Annotated in this window: 18 protein-coding genes; 11 read left to right on the plus strand and 7 right to left on the minus strand. The window is 62.5% G+C overall.

What is annotated here, in order from left to right:
- Window positions 1-3: 3 nt before the first annotated feature.
- Together GEI7407_RS03920 and GEI7407_RS03925 are read right to left on the minus strand one after the other, a co-directional pair.
- Window positions 4-2,223, minus strand: coding sequence for a response regulator (locus tag GEI7407_RS03920; RefSeq protein WP_015170829.1), 2,220 nt, complete (start codon window positions 2,221-2,223; stop codon window positions 4-6).
- Complete coding sequence (locus GEI7407_RS03925; RefSeq protein ID WP_015170830.1) at window positions 2,217-5,090, minus strand: response regulator; 2,874 nt, start codon at window positions 5,088-5,090, stop codon at window positions 2,217-2,219. Before GEI7407_RS03925 ends, GEI7407_RS03920 begins: the two co-directional genes overlap by 7 nt.
- 466 nt (window positions 5,091-5,556) lie before the next feature.
- Here GEI7407_RS03925 and GEI7407_RS03930 point away from each other — a divergent pair, with 466 nt between their 5' ends.
- From GEI7407_RS03930 to GEI7407_RS03955, 6 genes are all read left to right on the plus strand, one after another.
- Window positions 5,557-6,384, plus strand: coding sequence for a sulfite exporter TauE/SafE family protein (locus tag GEI7407_RS03930; protein ID WP_015170831.1), 828 nt, complete (start codon window positions 5,557-5,559; stop codon window positions 6,382-6,384).
- Window positions 6,385-6,572: 188 nt separating this feature from the next.
- A complete protein-coding gene (locus GEI7407_RS03935; protein WP_015170832.1) occupies window positions 6,573-7,652 on the plus strand; it encodes an ABC transporter substrate-binding protein in 1,080 nt (359 codons plus the stop codon).
- Between the two features lie 100 nt (window positions 7,653-7,752).
- A complete protein-coding gene (locus GEI7407_RS03940; RefSeq protein WP_015170833.1) occupies window positions 7,753-8,586 on the plus strand; it encodes an ABC transporter ATP-binding protein in 834 nt (277 codons plus the stop codon).
- Between the two features lie 18 nt (window positions 8,587-8,604).
- Window positions 8,605-9,483 (plus strand): ABC transporter permease, encoded by an 879-nt coding sequence (locus tag GEI7407_RS03945; RefSeq protein WP_015170834.1) that lies wholly within the window; start codon window positions 8,605-8,607, stop codon window positions 9,481-9,483.
- Window positions 9,484-9,615: 132 nt separating this feature from the next.
- Window positions 9,616-10,980 (plus strand): cytosine deaminase, encoded by a 1,365-nt coding sequence (locus GEI7407_RS03950; RefSeq protein WP_015170835.1) that lies wholly within the window; start codon window positions 9,616-9,618, stop codon window positions 10,978-10,980.
- 106 nt (window positions 10,981-11,086) lie between these two features.
- Entirely contained in the window at window positions 11,087-12,442 is a 1,356-nt protein-coding gene (locus GEI7407_RS03955) for an FAD-binding oxidoreductase (RefSeq protein WP_015170836.1), read from the plus strand.
- 10 nt (window positions 12,443-12,452) lie between these two features.
- Here GEI7407_RS03955 and nrtS read toward each other — a convergent pair whose 3' ends face one another.
- Complete coding sequence (gene nrtS, locus GEI7407_RS03960; RefSeq protein WP_015170837.1) at window positions 12,453-12,728, minus strand: nitrate/nitrite transporter NrtS; 276 nt, start codon at window positions 12,726-12,728, stop codon at window positions 12,453-12,455.
- Between the two features lie 184 nt (window positions 12,729-12,912).
- On the opposite strand from nrtS, the gene recR reads away from it, so the two are divergent.
- Window positions 12,913-13,539 carry a recombination mediator RecR gene (gene recR, locus GEI7407_RS03965; RefSeq protein ID WP_015170838.1) on the plus strand — a complete coding sequence of 209 codons (627 nt, stop codon included), beginning with the start codon at window positions 12,913-12,915 and terminating at the stop codon, window positions 13,537-13,539.
- A 5-nt stretch (window positions 13,540-13,544) separates the two neighbouring features.
- On the opposite strand, the gene GEI7407_RS03970 is transcribed toward recR, so the two are convergent.
- The gene (locus tag GEI7407_RS03970; RefSeq protein ID WP_015170839.1) at window positions 13,545-14,117 is read right to left on the minus strand and encodes a PleD family two-component system response regulator; all 573 of its coding nucleotides are present in this window, start codon (window positions 14,115-14,117) and stop codon (window positions 13,545-13,547) included.
- A gap of 396 nt (window positions 14,118-14,513) precedes the next feature.
- Between GEI7407_RS03970 and lipA the strand changes: the two genes are divergently transcribed.
- Window positions 14,514-15,434, plus strand: a complete 921-nt coding sequence (gene lipA / locus GEI7407_RS03975; RefSeq protein WP_051030672.1) for a lipoyl synthase — start codon at window positions 14,514-14,516, stop codon at window positions 15,432-15,434.
- Window position 15,435: 1 nt separating this feature from the next.
- On the opposite strand, the gene GEI7407_RS03980 is transcribed toward lipA, so the two are convergent.
- The gene (locus GEI7407_RS03980; protein WP_015170841.1) at window positions 15,436-16,305 is read right to left on the minus strand and encodes a branched-chain amino acid ABC transporter permease; all 870 of its coding nucleotides are present in this window, start codon (window positions 16,303-16,305) and stop codon (window positions 15,436-15,438) included.
- A 165-nt stretch (window positions 16,306-16,470) separates the two neighbouring features.
- Between GEI7407_RS03980 and GEI7407_RS03985 the strand changes: the two genes are divergently transcribed.
- From GEI7407_RS03985 to GEI7407_RS21300, 3 genes are read left to right on the plus strand one after another with little or no spacing between them, the layout of a single operon-like run.
- Window positions 16,471-16,668, plus strand: coding sequence for a heavy-metal-associated domain-containing protein (locus tag GEI7407_RS03985; RefSeq protein ID WP_015170842.1), 198 nt, complete (start codon window positions 16,471-16,473; stop codon window positions 16,666-16,668).
- A 33-nt stretch (window positions 16,669-16,701) separates the two neighbouring features.
- Window positions 16,702-17,817: a glycine cleavage system aminomethyltransferase GcvT gene (gene gcvT, locus GEI7407_RS03990; RefSeq protein ID WP_015170843.1), complete on the plus strand. Its 1,116-nt coding sequence runs from the start codon at window positions 16,702-16,704 to the stop codon at window positions 17,815-17,817.
- 36 nt (window positions 17,818-17,853) lie between these two features.
- A complete protein-coding gene (locus GEI7407_RS21300) occupies window positions 17,854-18,012 on the plus strand; it encodes a hypothetical protein (protein ID WP_015170844.1) in 159 nt (52 codons plus the stop codon).
- 82 nt (window positions 18,013-18,094) lie between these two features.
- Here GEI7407_RS21300 and GEI7407_RS03995 read toward each other — a convergent pair whose 3' ends face one another.
- Entirely contained in the window at window positions 18,095-19,912 is a 1,818-nt protein-coding gene (locus GEI7407_RS03995) for a R3H domain-containing nucleic acid-binding protein (protein ID WP_015170845.1), read from the minus strand.
- Between the two features lie 47 nt (window positions 19,913-19,959).
- Window positions 19,960-21,171, minus strand: coding sequence for a circadian clock protein LdpA (gene ldpA / locus GEI7407_RS04000; protein WP_015170846.1), 1,212 nt, complete (start codon window positions 21,169-21,171; stop codon window positions 19,960-19,962).
- Between the last annotated feature and the right edge of the window lie 50 nt (window positions 21,172-21,221).

The following is a 21,221-nucleotide window of genomic DNA, read 5'->3' on the forward strand; positions in this document are numbered from 1 at the left end:
AGTCTAGCCAGTCTCCAGAGCTGGATTGCGCGGCAAATCAACCCAAAACTCCGTCAGGCAGCAGCTGCTGCGAACGGTCAGAGTGCCGCCGAGGTGCTGCACGAGCTTTTGGACCAGGGCCAGCCCCAGGCCGGTGCCGCCTTGCTTCCAGGGATCGGCCTTGGGAATGCGATAGAACTTGTCAAAGATGCGGTGAATTTCGGGGGCGGGAATTTCGACGCCGGAGTTGCTAATGCGCAGGTGCCACGCCTCTTCCGAAAAGTGGATGGCCAGGGCGATCGCCTCTTGGGCCGGGGTGTACTTGCACGCGTTGTTGAGCAGCTCGGTGAGGACGCGGGCCAGGCTGAGCCCGTTGGAGATCACGGGGGGAGCCGGTTCGGGGATGTGCAGATGAAACTGCTGCTGGCGGCTGCGCGTGCGCTCGTGAAAGGGGGCCAGGAGGGGCGGCAGCCAGCGATCGAGGTGAATGGTCTCCAGGGCGACCGGCTGGCTGCCCTCTTCGAGGCGCTGCAGGTCCAGCAGATCATTAATCAGGTTGATTTCCCGCTCACACTCTTGATTGAGAATCTCAAAGTAGCGATGGGCTTTGGCGAGGGCCTCGCTGGCGGTGCTGCTGCCCATCTCGGGCAGACACTCTTTGAGGGCGATCGCCAGCATGTGAATCGCCATTTTCATGCTGGCCATGGGCGTGCGCAGCTCGTGGGACACCGTGCTGAGAAAGTCGTCCTTGAGCTGATTGATCTGCTCGAGCTCCTCCACCTGGGTTTGGGCGGTTTGGTAGAGGCGGGCCTGGCGAATGGCGATCGCGCACTGGTTGGCCACCTGCTGCACCAGCCGCTGCTCGAGCTCACTAAACGGGCGATCGGGCGGGTTGATCAGCCACAGATCCCCCAGCACGCCCTGGTCATCCAGGATTGGGCAGGCCAGCATCGCCACGCGGCCCCGCACCGGATTGGGCGCGATGGAGCAAAACTGAAAATCCTGCCCCTGGCGCAGCTGCCCGTAGATTTCGGCAAAGCCGCTCATCTGGGAAACGCGTCCCTGAGAGCTGGGAATCGTCGTGGTGTACTCGTAGCAAATCATGGAAATCTCGGCCTCAAGGTCGTAGCGAGACGCGTTGCAGCCGCTGGCGTTGAGGCCGAGGGCCAGCTCGCGGACAGCGCTTTCGAGAATTTGCTCCTCGACCAGGCTGTCGCGGACCTTGTCGGTGATCCGCTTGAGGAGCGCCTCGCACTCGAGGGCCTGCTCTAGTTGTCCGGTGCGCTCTTGGACCTGGCGCTCGAGGTCGGCGTTGAGCCACTGGACTTTTTGGTACAGCTCGGACTGCTGAATGGCGATGGCGATCTGGTCGGCGAGCTGGCAGAGCAAATCGATCTCAAAGGCCTCCCACAGGCGAGGACTAGAGTGCTGGTGGGCGCACAGAAACCCCCAAGTCATCGCCTGACGGGTGATGGGCATGACCAAGCGAGCCCGCAATCCTAAAAGCGCGGTGGGCGATCGCCTGTCAAGGGGGCTGCTGTGGCTCAACACATCGGCGATGGCGATCACGCCGGTCGGGGAGGTGCTGGCCTCGGCTCCCAGGGGACAGGCCATGCCCAGAATGGACGGCAAACCCGGCTCGGTCGACTCCACCACAAAGCTGGTATGGCCGCTGGTGTGGACGCGGGCGATCGCCACCTGCTCCACCCCCAAGAGCGATCGCACCTCCCGGGCCGCCGTCGCCAGCACTTGCTGGAGATCAAGAGACTGCCGCACTTGCAGCATAATGCGCCGCAAAAGCCGCTCACATTCCCCCTGGTGGCGCAGTTCCTGGGTGGCCCGACTGCCCTGCAACAAGCGCCGGACCCGCTGCCGCAGCACCGCCCAGTGCACCGGCTTGGTGATGTAGTCCGTCGCGCCGACCTCAAAGGCGCGATCGATCGACGCTTCGTCGTCCAGGCTAGTGATAATCAGCAGCGGAACGTCGAGACCGTTGGGCTTCTGGCGCAGCTGAGCGCAGTACTGAAAGCCGTCCATCACCGGCATCAGGGCATCGGTCAGCACCAGATCGGGCTGGTAAGACTCAAAAATCTGTAAACCCTCTTGGCCATTGCTGGCTTCGATGATTTCATAACCCTCCTCGGCCATGATCTTGCGCAGCACCAGCCGCGTGGACTGGTCATCGTCAATGATCAAAATCCGGGGAGGGGTGTGCTGTCGGGGGCTGGATCGATCGGTCAACATAGCAGGCACACCTCCCGCAGCGCTGCCTCAACCCGTAAATATTCCTGCTGTAGCTGGGCCAAGAGGGCTGGCGCTGGGGGCAAGCTGCTGGTGCGGCCCAGGGTTTCTAGCTCCTGGCTGAGCCGAGAAAGGCCCAGGGCTCCGACGGTCGCGCTGCTGGACTTGAGGGTGTGGGCAGCGCGCTGGAGACTGAGAGCGTCGGCCTGGGCGATCGCCTGCTGCATCTGGCCCAAAAGCGCCGGTGCTTCCTGTAGGTAGCTGTCGATAACCTCAGCCAAGATTTCGGTTGTCACATCACCAAGTTGGGCTTGCAGCGTTTCTAGAAGCGTGGAGACAATGGGCGGCAGCGGTGCAACGGGCGATCGCACGGTGCACGACTGTAGAACCCGCATTAATTCTGCAATTCGCAGCGGTTTGCTGGTGTAGTCATCCATACCCGCCGCCAAGCACTGCTCGCGATCGCCCTGCATGGCGTTGGCTGTCACCGCGACAATGCGGGGCCGCTCCTGGGCCGGGAAATCGGCGCAGATTCGCCGCGTCGCGCTCAGACCGTCCATTTCGGGCATCTGAATGTCCATAAGCACCAGATCGTAGGCGCGGCGCTGTAGGCTTTCCAGGGCCTCGCGGCCATTGTGGGCGACATCGGCGCTGTAGCCGAGGCGCTTGAGCAGATGGAGGGCTACCTTCTGGTTGACCAGGTTATCTTCAGCGAGCAAGATCCGCAGCGATCGCGGCGGCAAAGCGTCTGCGGCCGGGGCCAGGGGCGGCGGTGCTGGCGAAGCAATGGGGTCCGGGGCCTCCGACAGCACCTCGCTCAGCACCCCGTACAGCTGGGCCTGCCGCACCGGCTTGTGGACCTCTGCCTGGAACAGAGCCCGCTCATCGACCTCCGGAATCGGCAGATTGCCCAAAGGCGCCAGCAGCACCAGCGCCAGCGGCTGATCGGCGTAGTCTTCGCGCATGCGCAGGGCCAGGGAGTGGCCGTCGGTGTCCGGCAGGGTGTGATCGATCAGGGCCACATCGAAGCGATCGCCCGCCGCCAGCCGAGCCAGGGCCGCCACCCCCGAATCCACCGCGCACACCCCCATGCCCCACGCCTCTGCGTCGGTCGTCAGGCTGTGGCGCACCAGGGCGTGATCGTCCACCAGCAGCAGACGCTTGCCCGCTAAGGGCCGCTCCCGCCCCGGCGCTGGGGCCGCAGGTCGCGCCGCCATCAGCACCGACACATAAAACGTTGAGCCCTGCTCCACCTCGCTGTCGACCCAGATGCGGCCGCCCATCATCTCGCTGAGGCGCTGGCTGATCACCAGGCCGAGGCCGGTTCCGCCATACTGCCGCCCCGTGAAGGAATCCACCTGGCTAAAGGGCCGAAACAGCCGATCGAGGCGATCGGAGGGAATGCCGATCCCGGTGTCCTGGACCGTAAACCGAATAGTGTACAGCGGCGCCTCCGAGGAGGCCTGGGAGTCGGGGGTCAGCGATCGCCCCGTCACCGCGATCGCCACAAACCCCTCCGCCGTGAACTTCACCGCGTTGCCGACCAGATTCACCAAGATCTGTCGCAGCCGCACCTCATCCCCCACCAGCTCCGTCGGCACGTGGGGCTCAATGAAATACACCAGCTCCAGCTGCTTCTCGGCAGCCTTGGGGGCCAAGAGGTCGAGAGCGCTCTCGATACAGCTGCGCAGATCGAAGGGGTGATTTTGAATATCCAGCTTGCCCGACTCGATTTTGGAGAAATCCAAAATGTCGTTGATGATCGCCAGCAGCGCCTCGCCGCTGGTGCGAATGGTCTGGGCAAAGTCCTCCTGCTGGGGCGTCAGGGACGTGTCCAGCAGCAGATCCGTCATGCCGATGACCGCATTCATGGGCGTGCGGATTTCGTGGCTCATCACGGCCAAAAAGCTGCTCTTGGCATGGTTGGCCGCCTCGGCAATGTAGCGGGCGTGCTCGAGGGCGGCGTTCTTTTCGGTCATTTCCTGGCGCTGCCGGGTTTCCTGGGCCAGCACCTGGGCCTGGGCCAAGGCGATGCCCACCTGGTCGGCGATCGCCGCCAGCAGCTCCGTCTCTTCGGGGGACCACTGGCGTTGGGCGCTGCACTGCTGCAAGCTAATCAGGCCGTTGGGCTCTCCCTGATAGGAGGTGCGGATCGCCAAAATCGACTGAAGCTCTAGGGCCTGCCACAGGGGCGCAAAGGAGGCGATGCGCGGCTCAGCGTTGACGTCTTCGAGGGCGATCGCCTCATTTTGGGCCAGCAGCTGCTGGATCAGCGGATTGTCAACCAGCGAAATGCTGTAGTGCAGCATGGACGGGTAGCTGCCCTGGCGGTACTCGGCGACGATGGGCAGCTGGGGCTGGGCCGTCGCGCTGTAGCCAAAGATGACGCACCGATCGACCTGAAACGCTTGGCCGATCTGGGTAGCCGTCGTCTGAAAAATCTGGCCCGCATCTAGGCTCTGACGAATCTCCAGGGTGATATTGCGCAGCAAGACAGCCCGCTGGAGCTGATCTTGCAGGTTGCGGCGGGCGGAGATCTGGCTGAGCTGCCATCGGCCTCCCGCCACCAGCACCAAGCCATTGAGCACCGCCTGGAGCAGCTGCAAGCTACCCACAAAATTTGCTGAGAGAGGCTGGCCTGCCCAGTGCGCCACCGCGGGTAACCCGGCGCACACCACCAGCACCGCGCTAAAACCAAGGGCGATCGCCGGCGCAACCCATTTCTGGCGAGCGGCCAGCCAGCCCACGCCTAGGACAAGGGCCAAGTGACTCAGGGTCAGGAGGCGATCGCTGGCCAAAAACGGCGTGAGCGCTCCTAGGGCAGTCGAGGACACCCCCAGCCCCGCTAGCGGGCCTATCAACATTGACATAGGGCAAATCTCCTCACGGTCCTGGGCAGGTAGCCCGCCAAAGTCGAGGCCCTTTGGCAAGCGGGGAAACAGGTGGCGGGTTTAAGGGCTATTTTTCCCAAAATCTTGGAGAGTCCGTACGAACTGTGGGGAGAATCCGCAAATTGGCTGAGAGATCTGAATTTCTCTGATGGGAGAGCCTAGTCGCGCTGATTTCTGAGCTGATTTTGGGGCTCAGGTGGGTGCTTTGGCAGAGCCCAGTGCCCTGTGCAAGGGCGATCGCCCCCTGCTAGAAAGCTACCAAGGGGATCTACTCGATGGACCTCCCCTGCCCAAAAGATTTAACGCTGCTGCGAGCAGCCGCCAATTTTGTCGATCTTCTGCTGCTACAGTGAGCGATCGCCCAATTTCTGGCCCCGGTCTCGCCTGTTGCCCCCAGAGCCGTAGAAATCAAGCGATCGCGCTAAGCTGATCGTTTTGTAGCTCAATGTCTTCTTGGAGCCAGCTCAGCGTGCTCGACGACATCGCACCCTTGGTGATGGGTGGCCTGGCCATTGGGGGGTTCCTCGCGGGGATCCTGGCCGGATTTCTCGGCATCGGCGGCGGCACGATTCTGGTGCCCCTCATGGTTACCCTGGGGTTTGCCCCCGTCCAGGCCGTCGCCACCAGCAGCCTCGCCATTTTGATCACCTCCCTCTCCGGCAGCCTCCAAAACTGGCGCATGGGCTACCTGCGTTTCCCGCAGGTTCTGGCCCTGGGCCTGCCAGCCCTGCTGACGGCGCAGATCGGAGCCTTCCTCGCCAACTACATCGCCCCCTACCTGCTTCTGCTGGCCTTCGGCCTGGTGCTCTGGCTCAATATCGCCCTGATGCAGCTACGGCGCTCCCTGCTGGCGGCCGCTGTGCCGCCCCAGGCCCGCCTCAACCCCCGCCTCGCGCAGCTGCTCACGGGCGGTGGGGCTGGTCTGCTGGCGGGGCTGTTTGGGGTGGGGGGCGGCGTGGTGCTGGTGCCCCTGCAAATGCTGTTTTTGGGAGAAGCGATCAAAATGGCCATCCAAACCAGCTTGGCTGTGATCGTCATGACAGCCATTTCGGCGGCTTTCGGGCATGCCTGGAATGGGCATGTTTTAGTGTGGCCTGGGCTATTGCTGGGAACCGGGGGGCTGCTGGGGGCTCAGGTGAGCACGCGCTTTTTGCCCAAGCTGCCCGACCGGGCGATCGCGATCGCCTTTTGTACCTTGCTGACCCTGCTGTCAGGCTATACCTTTTGGCAGGCGTGGCGAAGCTACCTGGCTGTCGGAGCGATCGCGCTTTAGGCGATCGCCCCGCATGGACCCCAGCGCTGCTTGAGCTGGGCGATCGCCCTCTCCCGAAACGGAGCCTCAGTTGTATGCTACCTACGGGGTTGAGGCTTTCGACCCCCTGTCAGAGACCCGCATCGTCCCGATTTTTGATCCAGTGAGTGGCCGCGTCCCCCCGTGGCCCCGTTCCTTGAGGAAGCACCATGCATCACACATCTCGGTCTCGTCTGAGCCTGTCAAAGCTCAATCGGCGTCGGTTTTTGCAGTACAGCGGCCTGGCCCTGGGCAGCAGTCTAGCGGCGGCCTGTGCAGGGCTGCCCAGCGATCGCTCCAGCAGCCCCTCGGCCAGCGCCGACGGCCTCGAAAAGCTGGTCTTTGGTACAAACTGGGTCGCCGAAGCTGAGCATGGCGGCTTCTACCAGGCGGTGGCAACCGGGCTCTACCGCGAAGCGGGCCTGGATGTCACGATCAAAATGGGAGGGCCTCAGCTGCCCAGCGGAACCCAGCTCCTGATGGGCGGCGCAGTGGACCTGTTCATGGGCTACGGCATCGACGCCATCAAGGCCGTCGAAGAAGGCATCCCCAAAGTGACGGTTGCGGCGATTTTCCAAAAAGATCCCCAGTGCCTGATCGCCCACCCCAACACCGGCGTCACCACCCTAGCGGACCTCAAGGGCCGCCCCATATACGTCTCGGCCTCCGCAAATGCCACCTACTGGCCGGTGCTGCGCGCCAAATACGGCTTCACCGACGACCAAAAACGCCCCTACAACTTCAACCCGGGGCCTTTTCTGGCAGACAAGACCGTGGCCCAGCAGGGCTACGCCACCTCTGAGCCCTTTGCCATCGAGAAGCAGGGCAAATTTGAGCCCGTGGTCCTGCTGCTGACCGATAGCGGCTACACGCCTTATTCGACCACCATCGAGGCGAAGACAGAGCTGGTTGAACAAAACCCCGAGCTAGTGCAGCGCTTTGTGGATGCGTCGATCAAGGGCTGGTACAGCTACCTGGAGAACCCAACTCCCGCTAATCAGCTCATCAAGCAGGCAAACCCCGAAATGAGCGATGAGCACTTGGCCTTTAGCCTTCAAAAAATGAAGGAATATGCCATGGTGTTGGGGCCGGACGCCCTGCGCTTGGGGATTGGGGCGATGACCGAGGAGCGCTGGAAGACGTTCTTTGACGAGATGGCGTCGGTGGGAATCTTGAAGCCAGAGACGGACTACCGCAAGGCGTACACGCTGAAGTTTGTGAATCGTGGACCGGAGTACTACAAGGCGTAGGCCGAACGGAGAGCAAAGCGACAGTGGCGGTGCGATCGGAGGGTTTGATGCGGGAGATCGGAGGCAAGGGGATGTGGGCTCCCCCAGGGAGGAAAGGGGTATGAGCGATCGCCCAGCAATTCGGCTCAGTCAGGTGACGAAGGTCTACCGCAACGGGACGGTGGCCCTCGAAAATCTGGATTTGGCGGTGCCAGAGTCTCAGTTCGTCAGCCTGGTGGGGCCGTCGGGCTGCGGCAAAAGTACGGTGCTGCAGCTGATGGCGGGTCTCGGTACCCTCACATCGGGCCAGGTGGAGTGGGCAGATCCCGGCATTGCGGCGGCGGTGCGATCGCGCAATGCCGAGGCCCAAGAGAGCCACGGCTTGGCCTTTGTGTTTCAGGAGGCGGCGCTGATGCCCTGGGCGACGGTCCTAGAGAATGTGTGTCTGCCCTTCAAGCTGGCCGGGGTGCCGCCCCGCAAGGCGGCGATCGCCGCTCGCGAGGCCCTGCACCGGGTGGGCCTGGAGGGAGCAGAGCGCTGCTATCCCCGCGAGCTATCGGGGGGCATGAAAATGCGGGTTTCGATCGCCCGAGCCCTGGTCACTCGCCCCAAGGTGCTGCTGATGGATGAGCCCTTTGGCGCTCTCGACGAGATCACCCGCAGCCGCCTCAACGAAGACTTGCTGGCCCTGTGGAGCGAAATGCGCTGGACGGTGGTTTTTGTCACCCACAACATTTATGAGGCGGTGTATCTTTCCAATCGCGTGGTGGTGATGGCGGCGCGGCCTGGCCGGGTGGTGGCGGATATCCCCATCGAAGCGCCCTATCCCCGCTCGGAGAGCTTTCGCACCTCCCCCCTGTTCAATCAGTACTGCCGCCGAGTGTCGGCGGCGTTGGCCGAGGCGATCGCCCCTTCGCCCCTGGCGGACCCCGGCGTTCTAGATTCGCCTGTTTGACGCTCTAACGAAATTGCCATGCCCCCCTCCGGTGCCCCTTTTCGTGTGCCCAAACCCAAGCCCCCGGTGCGATCGCCCCAGAGGCGTCCTAGAATCCAGCGCCTGAGGTCTCGGCTGCTCTCGGCGGATGTCCTGGCCCCGGCGGGGGTGGGCCTCGCTAGCCTGCTGCTGTGGGAGGGACTGGTTCGCTGGCTAGATGTGCCGCCCTACCTGCTCCCGGGGCCGCTGCTGGTGCTCCAGACCCTGGGGACGGAGGGGGGCGAGCTGTTTGGGTCCCTGCTGATCACCCTCCAGATCACGGTGGTGGCCTTTGGAGCGGCGGTGGTTTCGGGGCTGCTGATTGCGGTGCTGTTTGCCCAGAGCAAATGGATCGAGCGCAGTTTGTTTCCCTACGCGGTGATCCTCCAGACGACCCCCGTCGTGGCGATCGCCCCCCTGATCATCGTCTGGCTGCGCAACAACACCTTTGCCGCTCTGGTCGTCTGCGCCTGGATTGTGGCCTTCTTCCCCATCGTCGCCAACACCACCCTCGGCCTCAACAGCGTCGACCACAACCTGCAAAACCTCTTTCGGCTCTACCGGGCCTCGCGCTGGCAAACCCTGCTGTATCTGCGCCTGCCCAGCGCTCTGCCCTACTTCCTGGCGGGGCTGCGCATCAGCGGCGGGCTGGCCCTGATCGGGGCCGTGGTGGCGGAGTTTGTGGCGGGCACCGGCGGCGTGCGATCGGGGATCGCTTACCAAATTCTGATTTCTAGCTACAATCTCCAGATTCCGCGCATGTTCGCGGCCCTGCTGATGACCACGGGGCTGGGGGTCGTCATCTTTGTGCTGCTGACGGTGCTGTCGGACTACTGGCTGCGTCACTGGCACGAGAGCGCGGTGCGCCGCGATCGCTAGGCCCCAGATCGCGAATGGGGCCGCGGGGCCGCTGTTTTTTCGAAAAAATTGGTCAAGAATGGAAAGAGCGCGCGGGGGCGATCGCTGCCTCTAGATCGCGCTGACTTGCTGGGGCTGGGCGTTAAATTGAGCATGATTCCGAAGGCGACGACATACTGGCTGTGCAATGTCCGGGTTCCGGCAGCCCTGCTGGAAGGGGTGGATCCTGGCCTCTTGGCGACCCGCGATCGCGATGATCTGGTGCGGGTGGATCTGCAAATTGACGCCGGGGCGATCGCCCAGATCGCGGCGGCCGGAGACGGCGATCGCCCGCAGCCGGCGGTGGACTGGCGCGGCGGTCAGGTCTGGCCCTGCTTTGTCGATCTGCACACCCACCTGGACAAGGGCCACACCTGGGAGCGCACCCCCAACCCCGACGGCTCCTTTGAGTCGGCCATCACCAAAATCAAGCAGGACGCCGCCCAGCACTGGCAGTTCGAAGACCTCTACCGCCGCATGGAGTTTGGGCTGCGCTGTAGCTATGCCCACGGGACCCAGGCCCTGCGGACCCACCTCGACTGCTACGACAATGGGCTGGCAACAACGAACTTGGCGGTGTTTCGGGCGCTCAAGGACGCCTGGGCCGGTCGCCTGGAGCTCCAGGCGGTCACCCTGACCTCGATTGATACCTTTTTGACGCCTTTGGGCGATCGCCTCGCCGACCAGATCGCGGAGGTTGGGGGCGTGCTAGGGGGCTTGGTCTTGATGCACCCGGAGCTGCCCCAGCAGCTCGATCGCGTGTTTCAGCTGGCTCAGGAGCGGGGTCTGCCCCTGGATTTCCACACGGACGAGACCGGCGACCCCAGCAGCATTACCCTGCGCTACATCGCTGAGGCGGCCCTCCGCAATGGCTTTGAGCAGCAGATTGTCTGTGGGCACTGCTGTAGCCTGGCGGTCCAGCAGCCCGAGGCGGTGATGGCGACGATCCGGGCGCTCCAGCAGGTGCGGGCCGGGGTGGTGAGCCTGCCGATGTGCAATCTCTATCTGCAAGATCGCGCCCAAAGTGCGTCTCAGCGCTGGGTGAATCTGTCAGAAAGCTTGCCAGGGGCGATCGCCACGACCCCCCGCTGGCGAGGCGTGACCCTGATCCACGAGCTCAAGCACCAGGGAATTCCGGTGGCGCTGGCTAGCGACAATTGCCGGGATGTCTTCCACAGCTTCGGCGATCACGACGTCCTCGAAGTGTTTAGCCAGTCGGTGAAAATCGCCCATCTCGATCGCCCCTACGGCGACTGGCCCCAGGCCGTCACCAAAACCGCTGCGGACCTGATGGGGCTGCCTCAGGTGGGCCGCATTGCGCCCGGGCTGCCAGCCAACTTGGTGCTGTTCCGGGGGCGCAGCTACAGCGAGCTGCTGTCGCGTCCCCAGGGCGATCGCGTGGTGCTGCGCCAGGGCCAGCCCATCGACACCACCCTGCCCGACTACGCCGAGCTGGACGATCTGGTCGGCGGGTCCTAGACCCCCGGGCTTGAACCCCTGGTGGATTGCTTGGACCTCGCTTGAGCCTTGCTGGAGCCTCGGCTAAACCCCCTTTAAATTCCTTGCCTACTTTTCTAGAGCTGTCATGACCGCAACGCCTTCGCCTGTTATCAACTGGGACGCTGTCCAGCGCGACTTGGTCAATCTGGAGCTGATCGCAGACCCGGCCCAGATCACCAAGCTTTCCCAGGATTACTACACCTTTAGCCCGGTGCTGGTGCCCCTCTTGAGCGATAAGCGGGGCGACCTGGTGGTGCGTCCGGCCAACGTTGACGAGATTCTCCAGGTGGCTCGGGTCTGCGTCCAGCATCGGGTGCCCCTGACCGTGCGCGGGGCGGGCACCGGCAACTACGGCCAGTGTGTGCCCTTGCAGGGCGGCATCATCCTGGACGTGAGCCGTCTCAACCAGATTCACTGGATCCGGCCCGGGCTGGCCTGCGTGGAGCCCGGCGTGAAAATGGCGGCCTTTGACAAAGAAGCGCGCCCCCAGGGCTGGGAGCTGCGCATGGTGCCCTCGACCTACCGCACGGCGACGATCGGGGGCTTCATTGCAGGGGGCAGTGGCGGCATTGGCTCGATTACCTACGGCCAGCTGCGCGATCGCGGCAATCTCCAGGCCCTCAAGGTCGTCACCATGGAGGACGAGCCCCGCATCATCGAGCTGCGGGGAGACGACGTCCAGAAGGTCAACCACGCCTACGGCGTCAACGGCATCATTGTGGAACTGGAGATGCCCCTGGCCCCGGCCTACCCCTGGACCGAGCTGATCGTCGCCTTCGAAGATTTTCTGGCGGCGGCCCGCTTTGGTCAGGCCCTCGGAGAGTCGGACGGCATTATCAAAAAGCTGATCAGCATTCACGCTTGGCCGATTCCTAGCTACTTTGTGCCGTTTCGCGATCGCATTCCGGAAGGGCAGCACTGCGCCCTGCTGATGGTGGCTGAGCCCTCCCTAGAGCCGCTCCAGGACCTCGTGCGGGAGTACGGCGGCACGATCTGCTACGACAAGCCGGCCCAGGATACCCACCGGGGCACGGCGATCGGCGAATTTACCTGGAATCACACCACGCTCCATGCCCGCAGCGTCGATCCAGACTTTACCTATCTCCAGACTCTGCTGCCTCCGGATCCAGAGTTTGCGTTCCTAGATCATCTCTACCACCACTTCGGGGATGAGGTGCTTCTGCACCTGGAGTTTCTGCGATTCCACGGCAAGGTGCGGCCTGCGGCCCTACAGCTGGTGCGCTACACCACCGAAGAGCGCCTCAATGAGATCATTCGCTACCACGAGGAGCGGGGAGCGTTCATTTTCAATCCCCACACGTACATCCTCGAAGACGGCGGCATGAAAACCATTAACCGCGAGCAGCTCCAGTTCAAGGAGCAAGTAGATCCCTACGGCCTGCTCAATCCGGGCAAAATGCGCGCCTGGCTTGAGCGTTGAAGCATCGGGCTTAGGGGCGGCCCACTTTCTCGAGCTCTTTGGGGGGCGCGGGGGTAGAGCGCGATCGCCGCACAGACTGGCCGTGGACGTTGACCATGTAGGGCACCATGTAGGTCATCGCCGCCGAAATCCAGCGCTCCCGGGTCATTTTCCCCTGGAGGAGGGCAGGGCCATGGTTGATCGTGAAGAGCACGGTCCCCACCACCAGCGCCACCTTCCAAGCGGTTTGGGCAAACTCCGGGTTGAATAGCGCTGCTGGAAACCGCTGATTGGGATGGTCAGACATCTAGGGGGTGGGTACTCCAAGCTGAGGGTCGTACGGGAAATCGAGCGAATGCTGAATTCAAAGATTTGCATTCAGTACTCGAATTAATAGAGGAGACCTGCCCAGCGAAACGTATCCAATCGCACAAAAGGGGCGATCGCCTCGCGAAATCGCCCCAGCCTTCCCCAGCGGAATGGCAAAATAGGTGAGGTATCCCCCGACCCAAAGGAGGTTTCCCGTTTACACGCGTCCCCTTGCCCGCCTAATCGAACAGTTTCAGCGTCTTCCGGGCGTTGGGCCTAAAACGGCTCAGCGGCTTGCTCTTCATATCCTCAAGCGCCCCGAAGAAGAAGTCTATGCCCTTGCTCAGGCCCTCGTGGAGGCCAAGCAGCAAGTGGGCGTTTGCTCTGTCTGCTTTCACTTGTCTGCCGAGCCGGTGTGCGAAATCTGCCGGGCTCCCAGCCGCGACAGCACCACGGTCTGTGTGGTCGCCGACTCCCGAGATGTCATCGCGCTGGAGCGGACGCGCGAGTACAAAGGGAAGTACCACGTGCTGGGGGGGCTGATTTCGCCCATGGACGGCATCGGGCCAGACCAGCTCAATATTCAGCCTTTGGTGCGTCGGGTCAGCCAAAACGGAATCCAGGAGGTGATCCTGGCCATTAGTCCCAGCGTCGAAGGGGAGACGACGACGCTCTACGTCGGTCAGCTGCTCAAGCCCTTCACCCGGGTCACTCGGATTGCCTTTGGGCTGCCGATGGGCGGCGACTTGGAGTATGCCGACGAAGTGACCCTGGCCCGCGCCCTAGAAGGTCGCCGCGAGCTCGACTGACGGGGCTATTTGAGCTTTTGCTTGATGAAAGCCAGGATTTGCGCCGTTTGTTTCTTGAGGGCGTTGATCTCGGCCTGCATTCTGGCGACTTGCTCTTTGAGGGCTTTGACCTCGGCGGCATCGGCTCCACCGCCAGCGGCGGCTGCGGCGGCAGGAGCGGTGGCTGCGGCGGCAGGAGCGGCGATCTTGCCGGTGCGGGGGAGCCGCGCCTTGGCCATGGCGGATTTGATGGCATCGATGAGCTCTTTGTTCTCAAAGGGCTTTTCGATGAATTCAAAGAACTCAAAGGGTTCTTGTAGTTTTTCGGTGACTTCTTCTTTGCGCCCTGACATGAGCACGAGGGGAATGCTCTGAAGCGTGGCATCGCTTTGGATGTGCTGGAAAACTTCCCAGCCGCTCATTTTGGGCAGCAGGAAGTCGAGCATGATCAAGTTGGGGTGCTCTTGGCGAATCAGATTCAGTCCTTCCACTCCATCCTTGGCTTCGAGGACTTCAAAGTTTCCCTTGGGCAGCATGTCCCGAACGCGCATCCGGATGACTTTGCTGTCATCAATGACCAGGATCTTGTGACTTGCCACGACTGACTCCTCTGAGGTTGATTGAAGGTCTGAGCTACGGAGATCTGAGCTACTGATAAAGGTTATAGCTTTTTGCTGCTTTCACCGATGGATTTTGGCAGGAAATCTTGGGGGGAGACGGGGGCGGAGAAGGTGAAGAGGTCTGCGGGGGCGATCGCCTGAGCCAGGGCACAAGGGACAGAAAGCGGGCTTTTGACCCATTATTTCATTTGCCTGGGCGCCTGGAATTAAGGTACCCGTTTCCCATCAGAAATTTCTGCTGGGGGAAGGGACGGCAGAACTACAAGATGGGCTGAAGAAACCGCTATCTTGGGAAGAGCGCGATCGCCCGAAGTTGTTGTGGTGGGCGGCGTGAAAGGGACTGCGATGACCTCTCCGAAGAGACAGTCGGATTCGATGCCTGAAGCGTCAGGGGCGATCGCCCCTGAGCGGCCGGAGTGGACGCAGCTGCCGCCGTGGCTGCGACGCCCGATCGGCAAGGCTAGCGAGATTTCGACGGTGCAGCGCATCATCAAGCAGCGCCAGATTTACACCATCTGCGAGGAGGGCCGCTGTCCCAATCGGGGGGAGTGCTATGCCCAAAAAACCGCGACTTTTTTGCTGATGGGGCCGACCTGCACGCGCTCCTGCGGTTTTTGCCAGGTGGATAAAGGGCACTCGCCTATGCCCCTCGATGCCCAGGAACCGGAAAAAATCGCCGAGTCGGTGCGCCTGCTGGGGCTGCGCTATGCGGTGCTGACATCGGTGACCCGCGACGATCTGCCGGACCAGGGAGCGGGGCACTTTGCGGCGGTGATGGAGCGGGTGCGCCAGGAGAATCCGGCGATCGCCATTGAGGTGCTGACGCCCGACTTTTGGGGCGGCCATCCCCAGGAAGCAGCGGCGGTGCAGGCCCAGTACGAGCGCATTGCCACGGTCGTGGCGGCGGGGCCGGTGTGCTACAACCACAATCTGGAGACGGTGCGGCGGCTCCAGGGGCCGGTGCGGCGCGGCGCGAAGTACGAGCGATCGCTGCGGGTGCTGGAAATGGTCAAAGACCTCAACCCGGAGCTGCCGACCAAGTCAGGCCTGATGCTGGGCCTGGGGGAAAGCGAAGCAGAAATTTTGGAGACGCTCCAGGACTTGCGGAAGGTCGGCTGCGATCGCCTGACCTTGGGGCAGTACCTGCGGCCATCCCTGGCCCACCTGCCGGTGGAGCGCTACTGGACGCCGTCGGAGTTCGAGCGCTGGGGGGCGATCGCCCGCAGCATGGGCTTTAGCCACGTGCGATCGGGGCCTTTGGTGCGCAGCTCCTACCACGCCGGAGAAAACGCCTAGGCTACATCGTGCCCTTAAACAAGCCCTGAGGCCGAAACAGCAGCACGGCAATCATGACCAGCAGGGCCACGGCGAGCTTGTACTCGGTGGGCAAGAAATAGGTGCTCAGCTCTTGGACAATGCCGATGACAAAGGCCCCGGCGATCGCGCCGTAGGGGTTGCCAATCCCGCCCAAAATGACAGAGGCAAACATCGGCAAAATCAAGAACCAGCCCATATTGGGCCGCACCGCCGTGATCAGGCCGTACATGCCGCCTCCTAGGGCCGTCAGCGTCCCGGCAATCACCCAGGTCCACAGGACGACCTGATCCACATTGATGCCAGACACCCGCGCTAGATCCAGGTTGTCTGCCACTGCCCGCATGGCCTTGCCGATCTTGGTGTTGCGCAGGAGGTAGTGCAGGCCCAAAATCGCCGCGATCGCCATCACCACCACCACGATGCGGTAGTAGGCGATCCGGAGCCCAAACACGTTCAGCGCTGCGGCAACTGGCAGATCGTAGGCCTGGTTGCTGCTGCCCCACAGGAAAATAATTCCGTTGCGCAAGAACAGCGCCAGGCCAATGGAAATAATAATCAGGGTCGTTGAGGTGGCTCGCCGGTCCCGCATCGGTGCCCAGAGCAGCTTTTCGCTCAGCACCATCGCGCCCACGGTGCCCGCCGCTCCTAGGCCCATGGCTACCCAGACATTGATGCCAAAGCCATTAAATAGCAGCGTCAGATAGGCCCCCAGGGTCATAAAGTCCCCGTGGGCGAAGTTGGCCAGCCGCAAGATACCGTAGGTGAGGGTCAAACCGACGGCTGCCAGGGCAATAATGCTGCCCACGGCAATGCCGTTGATGAGCAGCTGAGCAAGTTGTTGTCCGTCCATTCTGTGCGAGTGCCGAGGAAGTTCGTTTTCGCTATTGTCCGTGAAGGGTCTGCCTTTGAAAAGCGCGGGCGATCGCCGCAGAAGAAACCCTTGACTCTCTAGTCCGGTCGAGACTTCACAATAGAAACTGTGAATCCTATCGGTTTTTGATTGGAGATTGATTTTATGACTTTGGAACTCAAGGTGCCCAGCATGGCCTGTGATGCCTGCGCCAAAACCATTGCCGCTGCGGTGACGCAGCTCGATCCCAACGCGGCGATCGCTGCTGATCCCAAAACCAAACTCGTCCAGGTGGAAACCCAGCAGTCCCCCGAGGCCGTCAAGGCGGCGATCGCCGCTGCGGGCTATCCGGTAGAGTCTTAATCAACAAACGCTCAGACTTTTTGAGGTCGCCCCTTGGCTAGCCACGCTTCCTTGTCTCGCACGCCCCTCTACGGGGCGATCGCCGCTCTCCAGCCCCGCCTGACCGATTTTGCAGGCTGGGAAATGCCGATCCAGTTCGCCAGCATCGCCCAAGAGCACCAAGCTGTCCGGCAAGCTAGCGGCATCTTTGACATCTCCCACATGGGCCGGTTTATCCTGCGCGGTCCCGGAGCGATGACTGCCCTCCAGCGTCTGGTGCCGTCGGATCTGGCATCATTGCAGCCGGGGGCCGCTCAGTACACCGTCCTCCTCAATGAGCAGGGGGGTATCCTGGATGACCTCATCGTCTACTACCAGGGCCAAGCGCCGGATCGAGCGGAGCGAGCCCTGCTGATCGTCAATGCTGCGACCCGTCAGCAGGACTACGACTGGATTGCTAGCCATTTGGAGAATCCTGCCCTCGAGCTGCGGGACGAATCTTCGCAGACGGTGTTGCTGGCGGTCCAAGGCCCCGAAGCCTTGGCCTTGCTACAGCCCCATACCGATCTCGACTTGGCCGCGATCCAGCGCTACGGCCATCGCGAGGGCCGGGTGCTGGGGCAGCCTGCCTTCGTGGCGCGCACGGGCTACACCGGAGAGGATGGCTTCGAGGTGATGGTGCCGCCAGCCACGGGTCTGCTGCTGTGGCAGCAGCTGGTGGCGGCGGGGATGACCCCCTGCGGTTTGGGCGCCCGCGATACCCTGCGCCTGGAGGCGGCCATGGCCCTCTATGGCCAAGACATCGATGCCCAAACCACGCCCTGGGAGGCTGGACTGGGGTGGCTGGTGCACCTCGATCGCGCAGGGGACTTCATCGGGCGGGCGGCTCTGGAGGCGCAGCAGGAAGCAGGCATTCCCCGACGTTTGGTGGGAATCCAGATGGAGGGGCGCAACATTGCTCGTCACGGCTATCCGGTGCTGGCAGAAGGAACGCCCGTGGGCATTGTGACTAGCGGGACGTGGGCTCCGAGTCTGGGGCGGGCGATCGCTCTGGCCTATGTTCCGCCGCACCTGGCCAAGGTCGGTCAGGCGATCGCCGTCGAAATTCGCGGCAAAGCCTGCCCCGGCACCGTGGTCAAGCGCCCCTTCTACCGGCGATCGCCCCAGTAGCCGCCCGAGACCTTCTTCTAGGAGCTCTGCCAACCCATGTCTTTGCTTGTCATGCTCGCCACCCTCACCCTAGCCCTGAGCCTGGTGAAATTTTTCGCCTACGCTCCCATCATCGTGCTGGACTGGCTGCATTTACCGACCTGGCTGGGCTTGACGCTGCTGCTGGCCCTGTTTACCTGGTGTTTCGGCGATTAAGCCCCAATGCGCAAAGGGGCGAGATTTTCTCGCCCCTTTGCAGCTCACCCTTGAATAGATAGTCCAGTTGCGCTGGGTCGGCCTAGGCCGGATAAATCCTCAGACGCCGATTGGGCTCCTCGCCAAAGCTCGTGGACTTGAGGTGATAGTGCTCCACCAGTTCGTGCTGCATCTTGCGCACGGCGGCGGAGCGAGGCAGCAGCTCGACGGGCTGTCCCTTCGGCAGCACAATCTGCTCCACAGCGAGTCTGGCCTCCTCGAGGGCGTCTAGCTCGTCATCGCTGCCCTTTTGCGTAAACAGGCGCAGATCGACCGCTTCCGGGTTGCTGGGGTCGTCCATGTTCAGCATTCGCCGCAGTCCCCGGGCGATCTGAGGCACCGTATTGGACTTGATGATGTGGATGGGGATGTGCCGGCTGCGGGCCAGATGGCGCAGCTTGGCGTGGTTTTTGATGTGCGATCGCAGGGCCAAGATCGCGTCAGCGCCATCTAGATCCTTGGTCGGCACCACCGGCAAATTCAGGGTTTGAATCACCTGCTCTAGGTGCTGGCGGCTGACCGCATAGGGGTAGATGTACAGCGGCAGCTCTTCCCCATTGGGGCCAGGAATGCGCTCTGGGCGATCGCCCTCTTCTAGCAGGCTCTGGTCAAGGCGCGATCGCGGCGGCAGCGACTCATTGAGCAGCTGCTCAAAGTAGCTCTCCTCCCGCGTCGCTTCCCGCCGCGCCTGGGGCGGTGGGGGCACCATCTGCCCAGACGATCGCCAGCCTGCGCGGCCCCCTCGAGACGGAGGGCTCTCCGGCTCGGGACGCGAAAGCTCCCGCGTGATCGTCACCTTGCCGCCTTCGCTGACCGTCCGAATTTGGGGATTGGGCTGGCGTCCCCGCAGGAGCTGGTCCACGGTGTCGGCCACGTTTTCGTGAACCACCCAGCGCTCGCGCTCCAGCATCTCCACCGCAATCTCAAAGGTGGGCGGCGCTTTGCGCTCCAAAACCGTTTTTTGGCTGCCCCGCCGGCGCGCCTCGTCATCTCCTAGCGTGACCGACTGGATGCCGCCCACGAGATCCGACAGGGTGGGGTTTTTGATCAAGTTAGCGATCTGGTTACCGTGGGCTGTGCCGACCAGCTGGACCCCGCGTTCTGCGATGGTCCGCGCGGCCAGGGCCTCTAGCTCGGTGCCGATCTCGTCGATCACGATCACCTCGGGCATGTGGTTTTCCACGGCCTCGATCATGACCTGGTGCTGGAGCTCGGGCCGCGCCACCTGCATTCGCCGCGCCCGGCCGATCGCGGGATGGGGAATGTCGCCGTCCCCCGCAATTTCGTTGGATGTGTCGATAATCACGACCCGCTTTTCCAGGTCGTCTGCCAGCACACGGGCAATTTCCCGCAGCGCGGTGGTTTTGCCGACGCCCGGTCGGCCCAGCAGCAAGATTGATTGGCCTGTCTCGACTAGGTCGCGGATCATGCCGATGGTGCCGAAGATGGCGCGGCCTACGCGGCAAGTCAGGCCGATCACGTCGCCGCTCCGGTTGCGGATGGCGCTGATCCGGTGCAGGGTTCGCTCGATACCGGCGCGGTTGTCCCCGCTAAAGCTGCTGATGCGGGCAAGGCAGTGGTCGATGTCCTCTAGCGAGACGGGCAGATCGGAGAGATATTCAGCTTTTCCCGGGAAGCGAGCCTCGGGACGGCGCCCGAGGTCAAGGACAACTTCGACGAGCTTGTCCCGTTGGGGATGCTGATCGAGCCGTTGCTGGAGCTCAACGGGAAGAATGGCCAGGAGTTTGGGCAAGTCACTGCTGGGTTGCCCGGGGGCTTGGGTCATTGTTTCAGGCGAGACAGAGGCAGGAGTCGAAAGGTCGGATTGCTCGAAGAAGTTGGTGCCGTTGGGACTGACCATGATGCTTGGGGAACGGGGACTGTGCAACGAAGAAGCCGGTCGCAACTCTAGGTAGGTGCTGGAGGCCTTGGCGCCTTTTGGGGGGCGGCTTGGGTGCCAAACTTGAGGGGGGCGACAAGGGCGTGAGCGGCGGCTACGGCCTGCCAGAGCAGGTCAGGGGTGTTTTCCAGGCGATCGCCCCCGCGATCGCCGGTCTCGAGTTTGGGGATCTCTGACCGGTGAGCGCCTTGGGCGATCGCCTCCATCTGCAAAACTGCGGGGCTGCCATCGAGTTCTTCGAGGAGGGGTGCCAGCAGCGATCGCGCATAGCTCCCGTAGGCCACCCCCGAAATGTACTGGCCGATCGCCGCCGCTTCGCCCCCAGCGCGCTGGGGATTGAGCAAGCTTTGCTGATCGAGCTTGACCACTGTGTGGCGATTGGTTCCTCCCGCCAGCTGCACAAAGCCGGGCAGACCCGCCGCCAAAACCTTTTGCCCCAGCTTGACCGCTGCCCGGGTAGCTCCATCCCCGATATCACCGCTCATCGGACGCCCATCGGTCTGCCACACCAGCGCGCAGGGCAGCGGCGCCATCACCTCATAGAGCGATCGCAAATAGTCAATGAGGCCCTCTCCGTCCGGACAGCTCACTGCCACCAGCTTCAGCTGAGAAACCCAAGGTGCCACCGCCTCCCAGAGCCGCCGAAAGTCGGCGAAGTGGCCTACCTGTGTGTGAATCTCCAGGGCATCGACGCCACTTTGGAGCACCAGGGGCGCGATCGCCGCTGGGGTTGAAACATAAGATCGAGCCGTAATCTGCTGGATCGGACAAACCGGCAAACAGCGACCGCAGCCATAACAGCGCTGGTCAATCACCCCTGAGAACCGATCTGGAACGCGCTCAAAGATAATTGCCTGGGCCGGACAAATTGTCTCGCAAGGCCGCGAACAGTCCGCTGGACATCGCTGGGGATCAAACGTTGCCTTGCGAAAATGGGGGTCTTCCGCATCATTGAGACTCACCATCAGCCAAGGACGCGCGATCGCCCCAAATCCTCGCGACTGGGCCTCCGCGATCAGCTCCTGGGCAACCCTCAATCCATCTTGAGCCGCGGACACCACTGCCGGATCCGCCGAAACATCAACGCAATCAACACCTGCTAGGGCATAGGCCAAAGTCAGGTTACGAACAGCTGGGAGATGCTGGAAACTTGCACCGCAAATGAGCTTAAACCAGCGCCCCTCTCGCAAAGACCGTAAGGGATAGTGCAAATGTGTCACCCTTACATGCTAATCTGCACAGCCAAAAATGAGGAGAGAAGCCGAGAAAA

Origin of the sequence: Geitlerinema sp. PCC 7407, assembly GCF_000317045.1 — a bacterium.
In the GTDB taxonomy this organism is placed as follows: Bacteria; Cyanobacteriota; Cyanobacteriia; order PCC-7407; family PCC-7407; genus PCC-7407.